This window comes from Pantoea jilinensis, from assembly GCF_019104105.1.
Lineage (GTDB): Bacteria > Pseudomonadota > Gammaproteobacteria > Enterobacterales > Enterobacteriaceae > Pantoea > Pantoea eucalypti.
This window is the reverse complement of sequence record NZ_CP077746.1, coordinates 840,344-858,683: the sequence shown is the minus strand read 5'-3', so window position 1 is coordinate 858,683 and position 18,340 is coordinate 840,344. Positions and strand designations below refer to the sequence as shown.

Below are 18,340 nucleotides of genomic sequence, written 5' to 3'. Positions count from 1 at the left end.
GCCAGAAAAGAGCGTGGTGCTTAAACAGACATTCTGAATATCAACGCCCTTTTCAGTCTGCTCAATGTCCGCTCAATCCGGCTGGGCTTAATAATCAGGTGCGCCTGCCGGTTACCTGAATCCGGCCAGTTTCAGCGTGGCAGCCACGTTACGTGCCGTCATCTCAACATTTTTTCCGGCACTGGCCAGTGCCTCTTCCAGCGAACAGATGGTGTAGAGCACGCTGAATACCGCATCGATTCCATGCTGATGCACCACGCCAACATCCGCCGTCAGGCTGCCGGCAATACCAATCACTGGCTTGTTAAAACGTTTTGCCACGCTGGCGACACCAATTGGCACCTTGCCATTAATACTCTGGCTGTCGATACGCCCTTCACCGGTAATCACCAGATCAGCATCTTTCACCTGGTCAGCCAGCCCCAGCGCCTCTGTGACAATTTCAATGCCGCGTCGCAGTTCCGCCCGACAAAAGGCGTGCAGTGCCGCCCCCATCCCGCCCGCTGCACCACCGCCAGGAATGTGCAGGACATCAATATCCAGATCGCGATGAATAATGGCGGCGTAATGCACCAATGCCTGATCGAGCTGCTGCACCAGCGCCGGTGTCGCGCCTTTCTGCGGACCGAAGATGGCCGATGCGCCTTCTTTTCCGGTGAGCGGATTAGAAACATCACACGCCACTTCGATGCGGCACTGATGAATGCGGGCATCCAGTGCATCAATATCAATGCTGGCAAGCGCAGAGAGTGCGCCGCCTCCGTGACCAATCTCGCCGCCCTGGGCGTCCAGCAGTCGGGCGCCGAGCGCCTGCATCATCCCGGCACCGCCATCATTGGTGGCGCTGCCGCCGATACCAATGATGATATGGCCGACGCCCTTATCCAGCGCATGCCTGATCAACTCGCCGGTGCCGAATGAGGTCGTTATCAGCGGGTCACGCTGTGCTGCCGGAACCTGTTCCAGTCCGCTGGCCGCGGCCATTTCGATATAGGCCGTGGACTCATCGCCGGACAGGCCATAAAAGGCATCAACCTGCGTGCCCAACGGTCCGGTCACCTTCAGCCTGACGATTTTTCCCTTCGTCGCCGCCACCATCGCTTCTACCGTGCCTTCGCCACCGTCGGCGACCGGTATTTTCACGTAATGTGCATCGGGGAAGATGTCACGGAAACCCGCTTCAATCGCCGATGCCACATCCAGGGCGGATAAACTCTCTTTATATGAATCCGGTGCGATTACGATTTTCATAGGCAATCCGAGCGCAGTTGGGTGATTGAAACGGCTCTGAACCAGTCCGGTGTTGGGGAGACCGGCATCGGGTTTTAGCGGGCGATTTCAACCTTCGCTAACTTCTCATAATAGCAGGCCAGTGCGCTGTGGTCGGCGTTACCCTGCCCGTCATTGCGCAGCGCCTGCATCATCTCCATCACTGCTGCCGTCAGCGGCAGGTGCGCACCGATGCTGTGCGACGTATCCAGCGCGTTCGCCAGATCTTTGATGTGCAGGTCAATCCGGAAACCGGGCTTGAAGTTACGATCCATCACCATCGGCGCTTTGGCATCCAGCACCGTGCTGCCCGCCAGGCCGCCACGAATCGCCTGATAAACCAGATCCGGATTCACACCCGCTTTGGTCGCCAGCGATAACGCTTCGGACATCGCCGCAATGTTCAGTGCCACAATCACCTGGTTAGCCAGCTTAGTCACGTTGCCCGCACCGATGTCGCCGGTATGCACCACCGAGCCCGCCATCGCTTTCATGATGTCATAGCAGGAATCGAACACGGCTTTATCACCGCCGACCATCACCGAAAGCGTTCCTTCAATCGCTTTGGGTTCGCCGCCACTGACCGGCGCATCGAGCATTTTGATCTGCTTTTCTGCCAGCGCATCGTGTACCTCACGGCTCGCCAGCGGCGCAATGGAACTCATGTCGATGACCACCAGACCTGGCTTCGCCCCTTCGATAATGCCGTTTTTCCCCAGGCAGACGTCAATAACCTGCGGTGAATTAGGCACCATGGTAATCACCACATCGCACTGCTCAGCCACCTCTTTTGGCGTTTTCGCCACGGTTGCACCCAGTTTAGCCAGTTCCGCTTCGTTTTCGGTGTTGTTGTCGCGCACTACCAGCGAATACCCGGCTTTCACCAGATTTTTACTCATGGGTTTGCCCATGATGCCCAGGCCGATAAATCCAATTTTCATGACGTTTCCCCTTAATCGATTAGCGCTTAAATTTGTCGCATAACGCCTGCGAGGCGTTGCGGAACATCCCGACATCGCTGCCGACAGCCACAAAGGTGGCGCCCCACTCCAGATAGCGACGCGCGTCCGCTTCTACCGGTGCCAGAATGCCGCTCGGCTTACCGGCGGCTTTGGCTCGTTCAAAAATGTGCTTAATCACTTTCAGTACTTCGGGATGTGCGGGCTGACCGAGATAGCCCAGCGCAGCGGAGAGATCGCCCGGCCCGACAAAAATGCCGTCGACACCGTCCACCGCTGCGATGGCATCAATGTTGTCAACCGCCTGCTGAGTTTCGATCTGCACCAGCACCGTGATGTTGTCATTGATGGTGCTGTTGTAATCCGGCAGCGTGCCGTACATGTTGCTGCGATGCGACACCGAAACACCACGAATCCCGGCTGGCGGATAGCGGGTTGAGGCAACAGCCCGCAGGGCTTCCTCTTCGGTTTCGACAAACGGCACCAGAAGATTGTTAAACCCGATATCCAGCAGACGCTTAATGATCACCGGCTCGTTGCAGGGCGGACGCACCACGGGCGCACTGTGGCTGCCTTTCAGCGCCATCAGCTGCGGTACAAAGGTGGTGATGTCGTTGGGCGCGTGCTCTCCATCCAGGACCAGCCAGTCGAAACCGGCCAGCCCCAGAATTTCAGTCGAGATCGGACTGGCCAGCGCGCACCAGCTGCCAATCAGGGTATCGCCCGCTAACAGGCGACGACGAAATCCATTGGGCCAGGCTGCATTACTCATGGTTGAACTCCTGTGACGATGGCTCCGCTTGGGGAGCCGAAAAGGTTAACGAACCAGGCATGGGCGCTTATTGTCGAACGTCCATCCCGGCACTAAAAACTGCATCGCTTCAGCATCGTCACGTGCACCCAGTCCCTGCTTCTGATAGAGCGCATTGGCCTGCATCACCTGATCCATATCCAGCTCTACGCCGAGACCCGGTTTCTGCGGCACCTGCACCATACCGCCTTTAATCTGGAACGGCTCTTTGGTCAGACGCTGATTGCCCTCCTGCCAGATCCAGTGGGTATCAATGGCGGTAATCGCACCCGGCGCGGCAGCGGCAACGTGAGTGAACATCGCCAGCGAAATGTCGAAGTGGTTATTGGAGTGCGAGCCCCAGGTCAGACCGAAGTCGTGACACATCTGCGCCACGCGCACCGAACCCTGCATGGTCCAGAAATGTGGGTCAGCCAGCGGAATGTCGACTGACTGCAGCGACAGGGTATGGCCCATCTGCCGCCAGTCGGTGGCGATCATATTGGTGGCCGTTGGCATGCCGGTGGCGCGGCGGAACTCAGCCATCACTTCGCGACCGGAGTAGCCCTGTTCGGCTCCACAAGGATCTTCTGCGTAGGCCAGCACATCTTTAAGCTGTTTGCCGAGCATGATCGCCTCGTTGAGCGACCAGGCTCCGTTGGGATCGAGGGTGATACGGGCTTCAGGAAAACATTTTGCCAGCGCGGTAACGGCTTCAGCCTCTTCGCCGCCGCGCAGCACGCCGCCTTTGAGTTTGAAATCGTTAAAGCCATATTTCTCATAAGCCGCTTCCGCCAGACGCACGACCGCATCCGGCGTGAGCGCCTCTTCATGGCGCAGGCGATACCAGTCGCACGGATCGTTCTGCTGGTTCTGATAAGAGAGCGAGGTTTTATTGCGGTCGCCGATGTAGAACAGGTAGCCGAGCATCTCCACGCGGTCGCGCTGCTGACCGTCACCCAGCAGCGAGGCGACGTTGACGCCCAGGTGCTGACCCAGCAAATCAAGCAGCGCCGCTTCGATACCGGTCACCACATGGATCGTGGTGCGCAGATCAAAGGTCTGGTTACCGCGCCCGTTCGCATCGCGGTCAGCAAAGGTGCTGCGCACCAGGCTGAGGGTATTTTTGTACTCACCCAGCGTTTTGCCGATCACCAGCGAGGCCGCATCTTCCAGCGTCTGGCGAATCTTCTCGCCGCCCGGAATTTCGCCAACACCAGTGTGTCCGGCGTTATCTTTGATAATCACAATGTTGCGGGTAAAGAATGGTGAGTGAGCGCCGCTGAGGTTTAGCAGCATGCTGTCATAGCCTGCGACCGGAATAACCTGCATGGCGGTCACTTTCGGTGTTGAACTCATCTCTTGCTCCTTATGCTGTTGCACGGCCAAATGCCGGACGCTTGCGATCAAAAGTCCAGCCAGGGACCAGATACTGCATCGCCGTGGCGTCGTTACGCGCACCGGCGGGCAGTGACTGATAAAGCTGATGGGCTTTGTTTACCTGCTCCCAGTCGAGCTCAATGCCCAGGCCAGGCGCATCCGGTACGGCAATTTTGCCGTTGCGGATTTGCAGCGGATTTTTCGTCAGGCGCTGATCGCCCTCCTGCCAGATCCAGTGGGTATCAATCGCGGTCGGGTTGCCTGGCGCTGCTGCACCCACATGGGTAAACATCGCCAGCGAAATATCAAAGTGGTTATTGGAGTGACAGCCCCAGGTGAGGCCCCATTCATCGCACAGCTGCGCGACCCGAACAGCACCGCTCAGCGTCCAGAAATGCGGATCGGCCAGCGGAATATCGACCGCATTGACCATCACCGCGTGGTTCATCTCGCGCCAGTTGGTGGCGATCATATTTGTGGCGACGGGCAGGCCGGTTGCGCGCCGGAACTCAGCCATCACTTCCCGGCCCGAATAGCCCTGCTCCGCGCCACAGGGGTCTTCGGCGTAGCTCAGCACATCCTGCATTCCTTTACACAGCGCGATGGCTTCATCCAGCAGCCAGGCTCCATTGGGATCGACGGTGATACGGGCATCGGGAAAACGCTGCTTGAGCGCCGCCGCCGTGGCGATCTCCTGCTCACCCGGCAGCACGCCACCTTTGAGCTTGAAATCTTTAAAGCCATATTTATCCTGTGCCGCTTCAGCCAGGCGCACGACAGCATCGCTGGTCAGTGCTTCCTGATGACGCAGGTGATACCAGTCGTGGCTGGCCTGATCACCGCTCAGATAGGGAAGATCGGTTTTACGGCGGTCGCCAAGATAGAACAGGTAGCCCAGCACCGTGACTTCATCACGCTGTTTGCCCGGCCCCAGCAGTTCAGCCACCGGTACGCCCAGACACTGTCCCAGCAGATCGAGCAGCGCGGCTTCAAGTGCGGCCACCGCATTGACCCGCAATTCAAAGGTCCATGCACCGTTACCGAAAGTGGTGAAGTCGGCGGACTGATTGCCTTTGTGCACCTGCTGCACCAGACGATTCATTCGGGCAATCTGCTGGCCTTTCACCTGCGGAATCGCCTCCACCAGCGTCTGATAGATGGTGTCGCCGCCCGGCGCCTCACCGACGCCGGTGTGACCGGCACTATCAGTGAGCACCACAATGTTGCGGGTAAAACAGGCGTTGTGTGCACCGCCAATATTGAGCAGCATACTGTCGTAACCGGCGACCGGGATAACCCGCATGTCAGTAATCACCGGCGAACTTTGCGTATTCATGATGCATCCTTACCAGGCCAGGTTTTCAGTTCGACACGTTTGATATCGCCGGCAATGACCAGGAAGCTGAATGCCGCGACAAAGGCGTGAATCCCCACATAAACCAGCGCGCCTTCAAATGAACCGCTGGTGGCAATGATGTAACCGATGGCGATAGGCGTGACGATGCCGGAGAAGTTACCGAACATGTTGAACAAACCACCGCTCAGGCCGCTGATCTCTTTCGGCGCGGTATCTGCCATCACCGCCCAGCCCAGCGCGCCGATGCCTTTACCAAAGAAGGCCAGTGCCATAAAGAACACCACCATCCATTCGGTATTGGTGTAGTTACACATCACCATTGAGATAGAGAGCAGCATGCCGAGAACGATTGGCGTTTTACGTGCGATATTCAGCGAGCCGGTTTTACGCATCAGCCAGTCAGAGATCACCCCGCCCAGTACGCCGCCGAGGAAGCCGCACACCGCCGGAATCGACGCAACAAAGCCCGCTTTAAGAATCGACATGCCGCGCGCCTGTACCAGATAGACCGGGAACCAGGTGATAAAGAAGTAGGTTAAGGCGTTAACACAGTATTGACCGAGATAGATGCCCAGCATCATGCGTGACGTCAGCAGCTGTTTGATCTGGAACCACTTCTCGCTCCAGCTCACTTTTCGGGTGTTCTTTTTGACATCCATGTTGATGAGCGCGCCGCCCTGTTCCATGTACTCCAGTTCAGCTTTATTCACGCCAGGATGATCGGTGGGATCGTGTATCACTTTGAGCCAGATGAAACTGAGGATGATGCCCAGGCCGCCCATGAACCAGAACACGTGCGCCCAGCCCACGGAAGAGACCAGCCAGCCCATAATCGGTGCGAAGATCACGGTGGCAAAGTATTGGGCCGAGTTGAAGATCGCCACCGCCGTGCCGCGTTCCTGCGCCGGGAACCAGGCTGCGACTATGCGGCTGTTGCCCGGGAAAGAAGGTGCTTCAGCCAGGCCGACCAGGAAACGCAGAATAAACAGCGACATGATGATGCCAAAGCCGCTGAACAGATCGACGAACCCTTGCAGAAAGGTAAACAGCGACCAGGTGAAGATGCTCCAGAAGTAGACGCGTTTTGAGCCGAAGCGATCGAGCAGCCAGCCGCCCGGAATCTGACCAATGACATACGCCCATGAGAACGCTGAGAAGATATAGCCAAGTCCGACTGAATCAAGGCCGATATCTTTGGACATCGCCGAACCGGCAATTGAAATGGTTGCGCGGTCACCGTAGTTGAATGAGGTGACGATAAATAACATCACCACAATCCAGTAACGGGCATTGGTGCGCTTCTGCACCGTTTCCGCGGTCTGGCTGAAACTATTCATGATGCACTCCTGAAATATAGCGTGAGCTACATCCGCTCTGACTGCATACACATCGCGTTGGGTATCAGAGAGAAATTGGGTTAAACACGGCGATCTTTTTGTTTTGGCAAACTTTTATTTATTCATCCGGCTGCTGACAGCTGCGGTCATTAACGCGCCTTTGCCCCTGCATCAGATGAGGAATACGTCGTGACAGATAACCTGACTTTGGCTAACGAAACTCAGTATAAGAACAGCCCGTAGCGATCACATTGGCGTATCGCCCTGGAATAAACTTATTAATGAAGTGATTATCTTGCGGATGCACAAAAGGCTGCGGTGTGGCTCACGAAAGTGGCAAATACCATGGCGAAATTAGCCGCTGACAACGCTTTACCCCGCTGTTTGTGAGGCTCTTCACTTGCTTTTGGATAAGCGACCCAAAACAACGCGGTGAAATACCTCAATGGTGGTCATTTGCACAATGCGCCACGTGCGACGCCTCCCTATACTGAAGCTGGCAAACACGCGTGTGACAGATCAGAACATTACAACGTGCCGCACAAGTACGGCACGACAGACAGGAAGGTGAGCGATGAAACCCAATACAGATGAACAACCGCTCTATATCAAAGTCCATGAGCATGACAATGTCGCGATTGTGGTCAACAGCATGGGTCTGCCAGCCGGCACGCAGTTTGCGGATGGCCTGACGCTTACTGAACATGTGCCGCAGGGCCATAAAGTGGCGCTAAGCGCCATTAACCAGGGTGCAGAGATTGTGCGATATGGTGAAGTTATCGGCTATGCGCTGCGGGATATTGCCCAGGGCAGCTGGATTGATGAATCTCTTGTTGCGCTGCCAGAAGCCCCTCCGCTGGAGAGCCTGCCGTTAGCCAAGCAGGTTCCGCCTGATTTGCCGCCGTTAGAAGGTTACACCTTTGAAGGTTACCGGAATGCGGATGGCAGCGTGGGTACGCGTAATCTCCTCGGCATCACCACCAGTGTCCACTGCGTGGCGGGTGTGGTGGATCATGTCGTGCAGATCATTGAACGGGATCTGCTGCCACGCTTTCCGAATGTGGATGGCGTCGTCGCCCTGAACCATCTTTATGGCTGTGGTGTGGCGATCAACGCGCCTGCTGCGGTGGTGCCGATTCGCACCATTCATAATCTGGCACTGAATGCCAATTTCGGCGGCGAAGTGATGATCGTCAGTCTGGGTTGCGAAAAGTTGCAGCCTGAGCGCCTGCTGACCGGCACGCCTGACGTGCAGGCCATTTCACTGGACGACCATGACATCGTGCGTTTGCAGGATGAAAAGCTGGTGGGTTTCGGTGCGATGGTGAATGAGATTCTGCAGGTCGCAGAACGTCATCTTCAGCGGCTCAATGCGCGCCAGCGCGAAACCTGCTCCGCTGCAGAATTGATTGTGGGTATGCAGTGTGGAGGCAGCGATGCGTTCTCAGGCGTAACGGCGAATCCGGCGGTGGGCTTCGCCTCTGATCTGCTGGTGCGCTGCGGGGCGACCGTGATGTTCTCTGAAGTCACTGAAGTGCGTGATGCCATTCACCTGCTGACGCCACGGGTGATCAATCAGGAAGTTGGTAAGCGCTTACTGGAGGAGATGGCCTGGTATGACAATTACCTCGACCAGGGCCAGACCGATCGCAGCGCTAACCCGTCTCCCGGCAACAAAAAAGGCGGCCTGGCCAACGTAGTGGAAAAAGCACTGGGATCGATCGCCAAATCGGGACGCAGCGCCATTGTCGAAGTGCTCTCGCCGGGTCAACGGCCTACGCGGCGTGGATTAATTTATGCGGCGACGCCCGCCAGCGATTTTGTCTGCGGCACGCAGCAACTGGCATCCGGTATCACGTTACAGGTGTTCACGACCGGGCGCGGAACGCCTTACGGTCTGGCCGCGATTCCGGTGATCAAGATGGCGACGCGCAATGCGCTGGCAGAGCGCTGGCACGATCTGATGGACATCAATGCCGGAACGATTGCGACGGGTGAAGAGAGTATTGAGCAGGTGGGCTGGCGACTGTTTGAGTTGATTCTGGACATTGCCAGCGGCAGGAAGCAGACCTGGTCCGATCGCTGGGGTATCCGTAATCAGCTGGCTGTGTTTAACCCGGCACCTGTCACCTGATATTGCACTCAACTGACATCGCCGTGCGCGCAACACAGGCTTATCTCAGCCAGGGCATAGATAAGCCTGCCGTTGCAATCAGAGCTGTGCGCCCCAGGCTTCAACCCATGGAGAGGTGACCGCTTCCGGCTCAGGGTTTTCAGTGGCATCAACCAGTAATACTTCGCCAACCCGCTGAGCGCCCTGCTCCTGCAGCAGCGCATCAAACGCTTTGCCCGCGCCACAGAAATGGTCATAACTGCTGTCACCCAGCGCAATCACGCCGTAGCGCAGCGCAGGCTGATGACCCAGCTTATCTTTGATCGCATGGAACAGACCGGAAATCGAATCGGGCAAATCGCCCTGGCCGGTGGTTGAGGTGACGATTAACGCCACATCGCCGGCACCGTTCTGCCAGTCTGCCAGCGTCGGATCATCAAATACGGTGACGCTGTGCCCCTGCTGTTGCAGTAACGGCTCCGCTTCTTCCGCCACCAGCAATGCATTGCCGTATACCGTACCTACAAAAATACCAATCTTTGCCATCTGCTTTCTCCCTTATTCTGAAACGCTATCCTGTCCTGGCGCTGCGTTAAACTCAACCCGCGGCACCTCAGGAATCTGTTCCTGCCAGCCAAACTGATTCATCAGATTCTGCCAGACGCCATCCAGTCCGGCGCGTATCAGCAATGGTTCACCGGTCACCGGATGGGTCAATGCCAGGCTGCTGGCGTGCAGCATCAGTCGGTTAGCGCCGAAATGTTCGGCAGCACCCCGGTTCTGACGCAGATCACCGTGCGCAGAATCACCAATAATCGGATGACGCAGGTGTGACATATGGCGGCGCAGCTGATGCTTACGACCGGTTTTAGGGGCCATCTCTACAAGGCTGTAGCGCGACGTGGGATAACGACCAATGCCGACCGGCATCTCAACGGTGGCCAGTGACTGATAATCGGTGACGGCGGGCTGTGCGGTGCGCGCTTCAGTGGCGTGTTTATCGGCAATTTTATCCAGCTCTTCCACCAGCGGATAATCGAGCGTTCCACTGCTCTCCAGCCAGCCACGCACCACGGCGTGGTAGGTTTTCTGCATCTGGTGCTGTTCAAACTGCAGGGAAAGCAGACGTCCGACTTCACTCGAAAGCCCCATCAGCAGCACGCCTGACGTAGGTTTATCCAGCCGATGCGCGGTAAAGACATGCTGTCCGATCTGATCACGAACAGTCTGCATCACAAACACCGTTTCATGGCGATCCAGCCAGCTGCGATGAACCAGCCAGCCGCTGGGCTTGTTAACGGCAACCAGCCACTCATCCTGATAGAGTATCTCCAGCATCAGTGGGCAGCATCCTTCATCAAGGCATCCAGCTGACGCAGGGTCAGCAGCAGCGGCGCAATGCCGGGCTGGTCAGGTACCAGCGCCACTTCATAATAGGGGGCAACGGCAAAGTTTTGCGGCAGCGGATGTCCCGCGGCAATCAGGGCATGCATCCGCGGGACTAAGACCCACTGGAGCCATTGCAGCGGTTCCAGTGTATCCACGCAAAAAGGTTCCTGGCTCTTAAGCGCACCCTCGGCCGGAGGAGTACTTTGCCAGAGATGGTGCTCACGCATCACCGCTTCCAGTTGCTCCAGCCGTTGCGTAATTAATTGTTCAGGCGCCATGCGCCACCTCCAGCGAGCAGTCAAAAATGGGCGGCAAGCATATCACTTGTTGGCACAGGCACAAAAAAAGGGAGCACTGTATAAACAGTGCTCCCGGTTCGTTTGCAGCTATCCTGCTACGTTTATGCTCCCTGCTCTTCCATGACAACTTGTCCAGTGCGAACTCCTGTCGCGCATCGTCCTGATGTATCCTTAGCCTCCTGGCCCACCGCCTCTTCTGAGGGGTTCTCATTCTCCATCCTGGAGGTGTCCCTTACTCAATCCTGAGCGATCCTGTTTCGTCCTGAAACCTTCACTGTGCCGTAAGCTCCGTTACGTTCCTGCCTCATGGCTTACCATCATCCTGACGATATCTGTTTCCTGAGCATCCTGCAGTGAGAAACATTTTGACAGAAACCGTTACGCAAACAAGGCACTCAGAAGGGAACTTTACGAAATGTGCTGCAGATATTCAGATAAACGCCATTAAGTTTATGATTCACAATATTTTTACATTTCAGTTTTCCGAATATCTCATCTGTTATATGGCGATCTCTCACAGAAGATGTAAGAGATATCTCACAAGGTCAGCAGCCGATCACTGCAAATCAGTTGATAACCGGTTGTAATGACTTAAGAAATATCTCAAGACTTTCGGCTAATATCGCACGCTGTTTGCGGCCAGGCTGCTCCAGAATCACTTCACCGCTGAGATTAGAAAGCGAGATGATCTCCTCTTCTGAATCGGTTGTGGCAATAAACAGCGTAGGCGACTGCCTGAGGCGGCGCTGCATCACCAGATGGCCAATCAGGTTCTCCTGTAACCGCAGGAAATCCTCTTCACTCCACACCTGTAACAGTGTCAGCTGATTCTCGCCAAAAGTGGCCTGCATATCCCCGGCAAACTGCGCGGTATAGAAATCTGTGACCGACTGCTGAAGCTGGATATCGATCGCCCGTTCAACGGCATCCAGCGTCGGTGGCAGACTAAAAGGCTGCGGCTGCCAGAGCACACGCTGATCGCGATCCTCAAGTGCGCAGGGCGAGGGAACGCCATAAAGATCGCTGCTGGCCGGCGCATGTCCCGCCTGCTGAAGCCAGTGCTGGCAGTATCGGGTAGTAAAGTCGCGCAACGCGGCGGCAGTTTGCTGCATCATTCATATTCTCACTTCTGATGGGTTACACTTAGCCACTTTGATTAATTTTGGTGGTAACCGCAATGACTACTCACGAACAGGATCAGGCACTCAGTAACCTGACGCTGGGCAAACCCACAGCCTATCACGATCAGTATGACAACAGCTTACTGCAGTCGGTGCCACGCAGTCTGAACCGTGAACCGCTGGGCCTGTTTCCCGACAGCCTGCCCTTTACCGGCAGCGATATCTGGACCCTGTATGAACTCTCGTGGCTCAACAGTAAAGGGCTACCCCAGGTTGCCGTCGGGGAAGTGGTGCTGGATGCACAGAGCCGCAATCTGATCGAGTCGAAAAGCTTTAAGCTTTACCTTAACAGTTTTAACCAGACCCGCTTTGCGGACTGGGGCGAGGTCCGTCAGACGCTGGAGCGGGATCTGAGCGCCTGTGCAGAAGGTGAAGTGCAGGTTGCGCTGTTCCGTCTTAGTGAAATTGAAGGTCAGCCTGTCGGTCATTTTGACGGTTGCTGTATTGATGAGCAGGATATTGCTATCGACGATTATCGCTTCAATGCCGACTATCTGGCGGATGCCGCAGGCAGCGAAATCGTTGAGGAGACGCTGGTGAGCCACCTGCTCAAGTCAAACTGCCTGATCACCAATCAGCCTGACTGGGGCTCGGTGATGATCCGCTACACAGGCCCGCGTATCGACCGTGAAGCGCTGCTGCGCTATCTGGTCTCATTCCGCCAGCATAACGAATTTCACGAGCAGTGCGTCGAGCGCATCTTTAATGATGTGATGCGTTTCTGTCATCCTGAAGCGCTGACCGTTTATGCACGCTACACCCGCCGTGGCGGACTGGATATCAACCCGTGGCGCACCAATGTGCCCTTCTCACCCGGTTTTTCACGGCTGGTTCGTCAGTAGTTTGCGAGACTTCTCGCAGGCTGCGTGCTGTATGCGCAGTTCCGCTTGAGCTGTGCAGGCCGACAAGGCTACTCTGATGAAGGCGGCAATCTGCGGATTGCCGACCAGGGATTTTCGTCACTGCGGTTGCAGTGCCAACAGGCACCCAGGCGGGTGTAAAGGAGTTCATTTGATTACCCATATCAGTCCACTTGGCTCAATGGATCTGCTCTCGCAACTGGAAGTCGATATGCTTAAGCGCACAGCCAGCAGCGACCTCTACCAGCTGTTTCGCAATTGCTCTCTGGCAGTACTCAACTCCGGCAGCCAGACTGACAGCAGCCACGAACTGCTCTCCCGCTTTGAGAATTTTGACATCAACGTGCTGCGCCGTGAGCGCGGCGTCAAACTGGAACTGATCAATCCACCGGAAGAGGCGTTCGTTGATGGCCGCATCATCCGTTCCCTGCAGGCAAATCTGTTTGCGGTGCTGCGTGACATCCTGTTTGTCAGCGGCCAGCTCAACATGCCGGGCCGTTTCACGGCAGCCGAAGAGAACGATTCCGCCACGATCACCAACACCGTGTTTTCCATTTTGCGTAATGCACGGGCACTGCACATTGGCGAGTATCCCAACACCGTAGTGTGCTGGGGTGGACACTCAATCAACGCCGTTGAGTACCAGTATTGCCGCAATGTTGGTACGCAGTTGGGACTGCGCGAGCTGAATATCTGTACCGGCTGCGGGCCGGGCGTGATGGAAGCGCCAATGAAAGGGGCCGCCGTTGGCCATGCCCAGCAGCGCTATCGTGACAGCCGTTTTATCGGCCTGACAGAACCCTCGATCATTGCGGCTGAACCGCCAAATCCGCTGGTGAATGAGCTGATCATCATGCCAGACATCGAAAAACGTCTAGAAGCGTTTGTGCGTATCGCCCATGGCATCATTATTTTCCCGGGCGGGGTCGGCACGGCAGAAGAGCTGCTCTATCTGCTGGGCATTCTGATGAATCCGCAGAACAACGACCAGGTGCTGCCGCTGATTCTGACCGGACCAGAAGAGAGCGCCGATTATTTCCGTGTGCTGGATGATTTCATCGTCAACACGCTGGGTGAACAGGCGCGTAAGCATTATCAGATTATTATCGATGATGCGGCAGAAGTGGCGCGTCTGATGAAGAAAGCGATGCCGCAGGTTAAAGAGAATCGTCGCGAAACCGGCGATGCTTACAGCTTTAACTGGTCGATTCGCATTGAACCCGATCTGCAGGTGCCGTTCCTGCCCACCCATGAAAATATGGCGAACCTCAATCTCTACACGAATCAGCCTCCTGAGAAGCTGGCCGCCGACCTGCGCCGCGCCTTCTCAGGCATCGTCGCGGGTAATGTTAAAGAGATGGGCATCCGCGAAATCCGTGAGAAGGGACGCTTTAAACTGCATGGCGACCCCGACATCATGCACCGCATGGATGAACTGCTGCAGGGATTTGTTGCCCAGCAGCGCATGAAGCTGCCAGGCACCGCTTACATCCCCTGCTACGAAATTATCAAATAAACCAGGAGGCAGCCCCCGGGCTGCCCATACTCTCATGGCTTTTCATCTTGTTATTGTTGACGCATTGAATCTGATTCGCCGTCTGCATGCGGTACAAGGCTCCCCCTGTGTCGACGGCTGTGTGGCTGCGCTGCGCCAGGTACTGGGTCACGCCCGCCCGACCCATGCCGTGGCGGTATTTGATGGCGAAGCGCGTCATCAGGGCTGGCGGCATCAGCTGCTTCCCGACTACAAAAGCGGTCGTCCGCCGATGCCAGACGATTTGCAGGCAGAGATGCCGGCGTTACAGGAGGCTTTTCGCGCAGCAGGCGTAAGCTGCTGGATTGCGGGCGAGGATGAAGCGGATGATTTAGCGGCGACGCTGGCGGTTAAAATGGCCCAGGCCGGACATCAGGCCACCATTGTTTCCACTGACAAAGGCTACAGCCAGCTGCTGGCACCCGAGATCCGCATCCGCGACTACTTCCAGAAACGGTGGCTCGACCTGCCTTTTATCGAGGCAGAGTTTGGCGTGGCGCCCCAGCGGTTACCTGACTACTGGGGATTATGCGGCATCAGCAGCAGTAAAATTCCGGGCATCACCGGCATCGGCCCTAAAAGCGCAAAGCAGCTGCTGACAACGTTTCAGACGCTTGAGGGGGTCTACCAGCAACTGGACCAGGTACCCGCCAAATGGCGGGAAAAACTCGCTGAAGGGCAGCATATGGCAGAGATTAGTCGTCAGGTGGCCACACTGAAGCAGGATCTGGTGTTGCAGGGAAATCTGAACACGCTGCGTTACACCGGCTGAGTGCAACGGCACTCAGCCAGTCGATTAACGCTCGTCGCGACGGCCACCGGTCGCAGCCCACATACGACGCACATGAACCGTTACCTCTTCGCGGTCATGATAGAGCTGACGGGCGCGAATCTGCACGTTGATGCCATTCTCATCAAACCGCTCCTGCATCATGGCCAGATTCTGCGTGACCTCTTCATAGCGCTTTTTCATCGGCAACTTAAGGTTGAAGATCGCTTCGCGGCACCAGCCGTTGACCAGCCAGTCGGTCATCAGGTTAGCCACGCGAACCGGCTTCTCTACCATGTCACACACCAGCCAGCTGATGTTGGTGCGAGGCGGACGGAATTTAAATCCATCCGCTTTCTCATGCATCACCTGGCCGGTATCCATCAGGCTAGGTGCCATCGGTCCGTTGTCTACCGCATAAACCATCATGCTGCGCTGGACCAGTTGATAGGTCCAGCCGCCCGGACAGGCTCCCAGGTCCACCGCGTACATGCCGCTGGCTAAACGCTCATCCCACTCATCCGCAGGGATGAAGACGTGGAATGCCTCTTCCAGCTTAAGCGTGGAACGGCTTGGCGCATCAGAAGGAAACTTAAGGCGTGGAATACCCATATAAAACGGCGAGCTGTTTTCCCGGATGGAATAACCGACGTAACAGGTGCCAGGTGCGATGAAAAACACATGCACAACCGGGCGTTTCGGGCTTTCATAGTTCAGCAGGATTTTGCTTTCACGCAGTGCTGAACGCAGCGGCACGGTGAACTTGCGGCAGAATTTGGTCAGCTCTTTGGCTTCGTTGGTGTCAGGCACTTCAACACGCAGTTCGCCACCCTTCTCCACTACGCCGGTCAGCATGCCGACAATCGGGGTGATACGATCTTCCTGTGGCAGGTCACGCAGCATTTCGCCGACGACCAGCATCTGACGGGCAAAGATCAGCTCGTCAAATGGCAGCTCACGCGCCAGGCGATCAGCATCTTCGAACTGATAGCACTCAAACAACACGTAGCCGGAGTCATCTTTAACGCGGGGAAAGCCGTAGATTTCGCGTTCCGCCGCTTTAGCGCTGATTTCTGCCGCGCACTCTTTTTCAAAACCGGGGCGACAATAGAGTAAAACTTTATTCATGGCGTTCTGCCTTTCGTTTAAGACGCAAAGCGCCAATCAACATCAATACCCAACCGGCGAGGAAACAGACTCCACCCACAGGTGTGATAAAAACCCAAAATTTAAGATGTGACAGCGCCAGACAATAGAGGCTGCCACTGAACAGCACGGTGCCGAGCGCCATTAACGCACTGCTCCAGTAAAACCAGATATTGGCGCGACGTAACATCGCAGCGCCCAGCCCCATCACCGCTAAGGTGTGATAAGCCTGATACTCCAGCCCGGTATGAATCCAGGCCATTTCAGCCGCACCAAGCGACTGACTCAACACGTGGGCACCAAATGCGCCAAAAGCCACCAGCAGAAATCCGCTGATAGCCGCAAAAACAAACATGGCACGACTGGACATGAACTGACCCTCAGGGTGCTTTTGCATCTGAATGCAAATAAATCAATACGTTATTGTTGATAGCGAAAGCGGAATTTTTCTTGTTCGGTTGCAGCTTTTTCCAGAATCCACTGTCGGAAGGCGGCTATTTTACCCAGTTCTGCCTGACTGTCATGACAAACCAGATAAAAAGCGTTTTTACTGACTAATACATCATTAAATGGGCAGATTAATCGTCCGGCTTCTATTTCACTCTGCGCCATAACATTGTTGGCCAGCGCCACGCCCTGACCATGAATCGCCGCCTGCAGAACCATCGCGCTGTGGCTGAAAATTGGCCCCTGCTGCACATTAATATGCTGCAGGCCCAGCTGCCGGATATAGGATTGCCAGTCGCGGCGGGAGGCATCATGCAGCAGGGTAAAACGCGACAGATCCATCGGCGTTTTCAGCGGATTATCCCCGGTCATCAGTGACGGCGAGCAGACCGGCAACAGATATTCGGCATAGAGTTTTTCCACCCGCAGTCCGGGCCAGTTGCCCCGCCCGTAAAAAATCGCCACATCGACATCGTCTGCCAGTTTCTCTTCGTCACGGTCAACCGCCTGGATGCGCACGTCAATTCCCGGATAAGCCATATTAAAGCTGGAGAGGCGGGGAACAAGCCACTGAATGGCAAAGCTTGGCAGTAAACTGACCGTCAGCGCCCCCTTGGCACTGCGGGCCTGCAATTTGCGCGTCGCTTCGTTTATCGCCGAGAAAATCTCTTTGATGTCGAGATAGTAGCTTTGTCCTTCCTCGGTCAGTAACAGCGAACGATTCCTCCGGCGAAACAGCTTTAACCCCAGAAAATCTTCCAGAGATTTTATCTGATGGCTTACAGCAGCCTGGGTGACAAACAGCTCTTCAGCCGCTTTGGTAAAGCTTAAATGGCGTGCAGCTGCATCAAAAACACGCAGTGCGTTAAGAGGAGGAAGGCGTTTCGACATGGTTTTCCGTATCCGGATCGGCGAAAAATACGCAGGCTAATACAAAGCGTTTACGTATTAGAATTTTTAATCCGAGGCATTATAATTTGTCCGTTGAGGAACCTCCAGCAAATACCTATAGTTGCCACACTTCCTGAGCCGGAACGAAAAGTTTTTAGATTTGTGAGTGAGTTCGCAGATTTTCTGAAAGCTTTTGGCTTGTGGTCGTGATGTTGTGTTTGCAAATTTTTGATCCGACGATTGTGGATCGAGCGCTTAATTCCTGTAGATTTACCCTGTCTGTCCATAGTGATTTTTAAATAGCACCGCAAATTGCGGTGCTTTTTTTTTGCTGCTTACTTTGACTCGACCATTTCTTTGACGTCTGAGCGGTTAATCTGCTGCTCGTTGCCATTCGCATCTTTATAGCTGATCATGCCGGTATCATTATCAACTTTAGGCTTGCCGGCAGCCACGATAGTGCGGCCATCGTTGGTATGCATCACGTAATTACTTGAACAGGCACTCAGTGTAAAAGCAAGAGTACACACGGCCAGAACTGCGGTAAGTTTTTTCATCTGCTATCTCCTTGTAGATTGATTGCATCAAACCACCCGCGCTACGCTAACCAGAGGCAGCC

General features: G+C 55.5%; 18 protein-coding genes. 4 read left to right on the top strand and 14 right to left on the bottom strand.

The genetic code is table 11. The features are described 5' to 3' along the window. Positions 1 to 111: 111 nt before the first annotated feature. From KTJ90_RS04090 to KTJ90_RS04065, 6 genes are all read right to left on the bottom strand, one after another. Positions 112 to 1,251 carry a glycerate kinase gene (locus KTJ90_RS04090; protein ID WP_110411048.1) on the bottom strand — a complete coding sequence of 380 codons (1,140 nt, stop codon included), beginning with the start codon at positions 1,249 to 1,251 and terminating at the stop codon, positions 112 to 114. Positions 1,252 to 1,325: 74 nt separating this feature from the next. Continuing rightward, on the bottom strand, positions 1,326 to 2,210 hold the full coding sequence (gene garR / locus KTJ90_RS04085; protein ID WP_003854621.1) for a 2-hydroxy-3-oxopropionate reductase: 885 nt from the start codon (positions 2,208 to 2,210) through the stop codon (positions 1,326 to 1,328). A gap of 19 nt (positions 2,211 to 2,229) precedes the next feature. After that, positions 2,230 to 3,000, bottom strand: a complete 771-nt coding sequence (garL, locus tag KTJ90_RS04080; protein WP_003854622.1) for a 2-dehydro-3-deoxyglucarate aldolase — start codon at positions 2,998 to 3,000, stop codon at positions 2,230 to 2,232. Between the two features lie 45 nt (positions 3,001 to 3,045). Further along, positions 3,046 to 4,377: a glucarate dehydratase gene (gene gudD / locus KTJ90_RS04075; protein ID WP_499025955.1), complete on the bottom strand. Its 1,332-nt coding sequence runs from the start codon at positions 4,375 to 4,377 to the stop codon at positions 3,046 to 3,048. A gap of 10 nt (positions 4,378 to 4,387) precedes the next feature. After that, positions 4,388 to 5,734 carry an enolase C-terminal domain-like protein gene (locus KTJ90_RS04070; RefSeq protein WP_008927116.1) on the bottom strand — a complete coding sequence of 449 codons (1,347 nt, stop codon included), beginning with the start codon at positions 5,732 to 5,734 and terminating at the stop codon, positions 4,388 to 4,390. Beyond that, positions 5,731 to 7,092 carry an MFS transporter gene (locus KTJ90_RS04065; protein WP_003854623.1) on the bottom strand — a complete coding sequence of 454 codons (1,362 nt, stop codon included), beginning with the start codon at positions 7,090 to 7,092 and terminating at the stop codon, positions 5,731 to 5,733. The genes KTJ90_RS04070 and KTJ90_RS04065 overlap by 4 nt, the downstream gene beginning before the upstream one ends. A gap of 574 nt (positions 7,093 to 7,666) precedes the next feature. Between KTJ90_RS04065 and garD the strand changes: the two genes are divergently transcribed. After that, positions 7,667 to 9,226, top strand: coding sequence for a galactarate dehydratase (gene garD / locus KTJ90_RS04060; protein WP_497817089.1), 1,560 nt, complete (start codon positions 7,667 to 7,669; stop codon positions 9,224 to 9,226). Positions 9,227 to 9,304: 78 nt separating this feature from the next. Here garD and KTJ90_RS04055 read toward each other — a convergent pair whose 3' ends face one another. The 4 genes from KTJ90_RS04055 to syd all read right to left on the bottom strand — a co-directional run bounded on the left by KTJ90_RS04055 (position 9,305) and on the right by syd (position 12,008). Next, positions 9,305 to 9,751 (bottom strand): flavodoxin, encoded by a 447-nt coding sequence (locus KTJ90_RS04055; protein WP_033763211.1) that lies wholly within the window; start codon positions 9,749 to 9,751, stop codon positions 9,305 to 9,307. A 12-nt stretch (positions 9,752 to 9,763) separates the two neighbouring features. Further along, positions 9,764 to 10,543 (bottom strand): tRNA pseudouridine(65) synthase TruC, encoded by a 780-nt coding sequence (truC, locus tag KTJ90_RS04050; RefSeq protein ID WP_283544129.1) that lies wholly within the window; start codon positions 10,541 to 10,543, stop codon positions 9,764 to 9,766. After that, positions 10,543 to 10,872, bottom strand: a complete 330-nt coding sequence (locus KTJ90_RS04045; RefSeq protein WP_008927120.1) for a YqcC family protein — start codon at positions 10,870 to 10,872, stop codon at positions 10,543 to 10,545. The genes truC and KTJ90_RS04045 overlap by 1 nt, the downstream gene beginning before the upstream one ends. A 587-nt stretch (positions 10,873 to 11,459) precedes the next feature. Next, positions 11,460 to 12,008 carry a SecY-interacting protein Syd gene (gene syd, locus KTJ90_RS04040; protein WP_499025953.1) on the bottom strand — a complete coding sequence of 183 codons (549 nt, stop codon included), beginning with the start codon at positions 12,006 to 12,008 and terminating at the stop codon, positions 11,460 to 11,462. 62 nt (positions 12,009 to 12,070) lie between these two features. Here syd and queF point away from each other — a divergent pair, with 62 nt between their 5' ends. The 3 genes from queF (at position 12,071) to xni (ending at position 15,240) form a co-directional block, all read left to right on the top strand. Continuing rightward, entirely contained in the window at positions 12,071 to 12,916 is an 846-nt protein-coding gene (gene queF, locus KTJ90_RS04035) for an NADPH-dependent 7-cyano-7-deazaguanine reductase QueF (RefSeq protein ID WP_003854628.1), read from the top strand. A 169-nt stretch (positions 12,917 to 13,085) separates the two neighbouring features. Further along, entirely contained in the window at positions 13,086 to 14,450 is a 1,365-nt protein-coding gene (gene ppnN, locus KTJ90_RS04030) for a nucleotide 5'-monophosphate nucleosidase PpnN (protein ID WP_003854629.1), read from the top strand. Between the two features lie 34 nt (positions 14,451 to 14,484). Then, positions 14,485 to 15,240, top strand: coding sequence for a flap endonuclease Xni (gene xni, locus KTJ90_RS04025; protein ID WP_499025952.1), 756 nt, complete (start codon positions 14,485 to 14,487; stop codon positions 15,238 to 15,240). Positions 15,241 to 15,264: 24 nt separating this feature from the next. On the opposite strand, the gene rlmM is transcribed toward xni, so the two are convergent. The 4 genes from rlmM to KTJ90_RS04005 all read right to left on the bottom strand — a co-directional run bounded on the left by rlmM (position 15,265) and on the right by KTJ90_RS04005 (position 18,278). Further along, positions 15,265 to 16,365, bottom strand: a complete 1,101-nt coding sequence (gene rlmM / locus KTJ90_RS04020) for a 23S rRNA (cytidine(2498)-2'-O)-methyltransferase RlmM (protein WP_003854631.1) — start codon at positions 16,363 to 16,365, stop codon at positions 15,265 to 15,267. Beyond that, positions 16,358 to 16,753 carry a DUF423 domain-containing protein gene (locus KTJ90_RS04015; RefSeq protein ID WP_003854633.1) on the bottom strand — a complete coding sequence of 132 codons (396 nt, stop codon included), beginning with the start codon at positions 16,751 to 16,753 and terminating at the stop codon, positions 16,358 to 16,360. Before KTJ90_RS04015 ends, rlmM begins: the two co-directional genes overlap by 8 nt. Before the next feature lie 50 nt (positions 16,754 to 16,803). Further along, the gene (locus tag KTJ90_RS04010; protein WP_003854641.1) at positions 16,804 to 17,721 is read right to left on the bottom strand and encodes a transcriptional regulator GcvA; all 918 of its coding nucleotides are present in this window, start codon (positions 17,719 to 17,721) and stop codon (positions 16,804 to 16,806) included. Between the two features lie 335 nt (positions 17,722 to 18,056). Continuing rightward, entirely contained in the window at positions 18,057 to 18,278 is a 222-nt protein-coding gene (locus KTJ90_RS04005) for a YgdI/YgdR family lipoprotein (protein WP_003854643.1), read from the bottom strand. Positions 18,279 to 18,340: the final 62 nt, after the last annotated feature.

Excerpts from the sequence above, each read along its gene's own strand:
- KTJ90_RS04090 (WP_110411048.1), bottom strand. The coding sequence starts at position 1,251 with ATGAAAATCGTAATCGCACCGGATTCATATAAAGAGAGTTTATCCGCC.
- garR (WP_003854621.1), bottom strand. The coding sequence starts at position 2,210 with ATGAAAATTGGATTTATCGGCCTGGGCATCATGGGCAAACCCATGAGT.
- garL (WP_003854622.1), bottom strand. The coding sequence starts at position 3,000 with ATGAGTAATGCAGCCTGGCCCAATGGATTTCGTCGTCGCCTGTTAGCG.
- gudD (WP_499025955.1), bottom strand. The coding sequence starts at position 4,377 with ATGAGTTCAACACCGAAAGTGACCGCCATGCAGGTTATTCCGGTCGCA.
- KTJ90_RS04070 (WP_008927116.1), bottom strand. The coding sequence starts at position 5,734 with ATGAATACGCAAAGTTCGCCGGTGATTACTGACATGCGGGTTATCCCG.
- KTJ90_RS04065 (WP_003854623.1), bottom strand. The coding sequence starts at position 7,092 with ATGAATAGTTTCAGCCAGACCGCGGAAACGGTGCAGAAGCGCACCAAT.
- garD (WP_497817089.1), top strand. The coding sequence starts at position 7,667 with ATGAAACCCAATACAGATGAACAACCGCTCTATATCAAAGTCCATGAG.
- KTJ90_RS04055 (WP_033763211.1), bottom strand. The coding sequence starts at position 9,751 with ATGGCAAAGATTGGTATTTTTGTAGGTACGGTATACGGCAATGCATTG.
- truC (WP_283544129.1), bottom strand. The coding sequence starts at position 10,543 with ATGCTGGAGATACTCTATCAGGATGAGTGGCTGGTTGCCGTTAACAAG.
- KTJ90_RS04045 (WP_008927120.1), bottom strand. The coding sequence starts at position 10,872 with ATGGCGCCTGAACAATTAATTACGCAACGGCTGGAGCAACTGGAAGCG.
- syd (WP_499025953.1), bottom strand. The coding sequence starts at position 12,008 with ATGATGCAGCAAACTGCCGCCGCGTTGCGCGACTTTACTACCCGATAC.
- queF (WP_003854628.1), top strand. The coding sequence starts at position 12,071 with ATGACTACTCACGAACAGGATCAGGCACTCAGTAACCTGACGCTGGGC.
- xni (WP_499025952.1), top strand. The coding sequence starts at position 14,485 with ATGGCTTTTCATCTTGTTATTGTTGACGCATTGAATCTGATTCGCCGT.
- rlmM (WP_003854631.1), bottom strand. The coding sequence starts at position 16,365 with ATGAATAAAGTTTTACTCTATTGTCGCCCCGGTTTTGAAAAAGAGTGC.
- KTJ90_RS04015 (WP_003854633.1), bottom strand. The coding sequence starts at position 16,753 with ATGTCCAGTCGTGCCATGTTTGTTTTTGCGGCTATCAGCGGATTTCTG.
- KTJ90_RS04010 (WP_003854641.1), bottom strand. The coding sequence starts at position 17,721 with ATGTCGAAACGCCTTCCTCCTCTTAACGCACTGCGTGTTTTTGATGCA.
- KTJ90_RS04005 (WP_003854643.1), bottom strand. The coding sequence starts at position 18,278 with ATGAAAAAACTTACCGCAGTTCTGGCCGTGTGTACTCTTGCTTTTACA.